Annotated in this window: 4 protein-coding genes; 1 reads left to right on the top strand and 3 read right to left on the bottom strand. The window is 50.1% G+C overall.

Annotation, left to right across the window (positions count from 1 at the left end; all coding sequences use genetic code 11):
* A partial coding sequence (locus tag ABYW01_RS20705) for a LysR substrate-binding domain-containing protein (protein WP_372836414.1) occupies positions 1-446 on the top strand: 446 nt, incomplete at its 5' end.
* Positions 447-521: 75 nt separating this feature from the next.
* Here the strand turns inward: ABYW01_RS20705 and msrA are convergent.
* The 3 genes from msrA to ABYW01_RS20690 form a co-directional block, all read right to left on the bottom strand.
* Positions 522-1,061, bottom strand: coding sequence for a peptide-methionine (S)-S-oxide reductase MsrA (gene msrA / locus ABYW01_RS20700; protein WP_372836413.1), 540 nt, complete (start codon positions 1,059-1,061; stop codon positions 522-524).
* Between the two features lie 3 nt (positions 1,062-1,064).
* Positions 1,065-1,514 (bottom strand): peptide-methionine (R)-S-oxide reductase MsrB, encoded by a 450-nt coding sequence (msrB, locus tag ABYW01_RS20695; RefSeq protein ID WP_372836411.1) that lies wholly within the window; start codon positions 1,512-1,514, stop codon positions 1,065-1,067.
* Between the two features lie 106 nt (positions 1,515-1,620).
* On the bottom strand, positions 1,621-1,855 hold a 235-nt coding region (locus ABYW01_RS20690), incomplete at its 5' end, for an ArsR/SmtB family transcription factor (protein ID WP_372836409.1).

The raw sequence follows: 1,855 nt of genomic DNA, 5'->3' as shown, positions 1-1,855 counted from the left end.
GCATTATTACCCAGCCCGCCTACGACGCTGAGATGACCTCTGAATGCATTGGCGAAGACAGACTCTGCCTGGTGTTACCCGCAGGATCAAATGCAGACTGGGACACATTACAGCGACTGGGATTTGTGAACCACCCGGACGGACACCACTACGCCACCCAAGTGTTCGAATCAAACTATCCTAATCAATTCAAAGGCATGGACGCATTACGACAAAGCAGTTATATCAACCAGCTGAGTCAAATTTTGCTACCCGTTTCGGAGGGACTGGGGTTCACGGTAATACCCAACTCGTCACTCGATGCCTTTCCGTATCAAGATAAAATACGCAGCGCCGAGTTACAGATCCCTGTAAACGAGGCTGTGTATATGGTGACAAAGAAACACCGTCCGTTGCCTCGGAGGTACTTAGAAGTGAAGTCTCTACTGATCAAACAATGGCAATAACAACCCACTGCATCTGAGGGTCCGTTCTATTTGTTGCCAATAGAACGCCCTCACGCGCCAACACAGCACAATGGCTTACGTATTCAACTTATCGCTATAACGGGCCCGGAGCTTTTGTAATTTTGGACTGATCACCATCTGGCAGTACCCTGCACTAGAGTTGTCCTGATAGTAGTTCTGGTGTCCCTCTTCTGCTTTGTAGAACACCTGAAACGGCTCGACAGTCGTGACGATTGCATCACTAAAGTCAGCCTGTGCTTCCGTGCGGATCTTCTCTGCGCTTTCCTTCTGTTGTGCATCATGCGGCAAGATCACACTGCGGTATTGCGTCCCACGATCCGCGCCTTGCTGGTTCAGAGTCGTGGGATCATGGGTGCCGAAGTGAACACGTAACAGGTCTTCATAACTGATGACCACAGGATCAAACTCTATTTGAATGACTTCAGCATGGCCGGTCGTTCCGGTGCATATCTCGCGGTAACATGGGTTCTTAATCTGACCGCCGCTGTACCCACTCACCACCGCTTTTACACCGCGCAAATTTTGGAAAATCGCTTCCGTACACCAGAAGCACCCACCACCAAAGGTTGCAATCTCTGTTTGGCTATTACTCATGGCTCACTGTCCTTCTACTTTCTTGAGCGCTACCGCGTTCATGCAGTAACGTAGTCCACTCGGTTCTGGCCCATCAGGAAACACATGCCCCAAATGCGCATCACACGTATTGCAGACTGTTTCGATGCGGCGTGACGCCAGCGAATTGTCACCATGATAGGCGATCACATTATCCGTCAGTGGTTGCGTAAACGACGGCCACCCCGTACCGGATTCAAACTTCTCATTGGCATCAAATAAGCGAGTACCACAGCAAACACACGCATAAATACCGGGCTGAAACAGACTGCACATCTCTGAACTAAACGCCCGTTCAGTGCCACTTTGGCGGGTAACACGATACTCATCCGGGGCCAATTGTGCGCGCCATTCTGCATCCGTTTTAACAACTTTATGATCAGGTGTCAGGTTACCGTAGTCGGCTAGCCCCAGTACATCACCCCATTTCAACATGGTTCATCTCCTTCTCGAAGCCAAACTAGAACTGCACATGCAAGACCACGTGCGGCAATTCATTGGACGTCGTTTTTACTGTTTTGCTCAACTCATCACTGAAAATTTATGCACTGTCTGTCGTTTCGTTGATGCAACACTCATCTTGCAGGAAAGCGACCAGCGCATCCAATTCCGTATATTGCGGTACACAAAACAATGTACGGCCTTCCCGGCGTTGAACCACCAACCCCACATTCACCAGCCGTGTAATATGATGGGACAGCGTTGAACCGGGCACCCCTAAAGCCGACTGAATCTCTCCCACCGGAACTCCGGTCTTACCGCCTTTGACCAGATAG

This window comes from Pontibacterium sp. (genome assembly GCF_041587635.1).
In the GTDB taxonomy this organism is placed as follows: Bacteria; Pseudomonadota; Gammaproteobacteria; order Pseudomonadales; family Balneatricaceae; genus Pontibacterium.
This window is presented reverse-complemented; position numbering and strand designations above follow the sequence as displayed.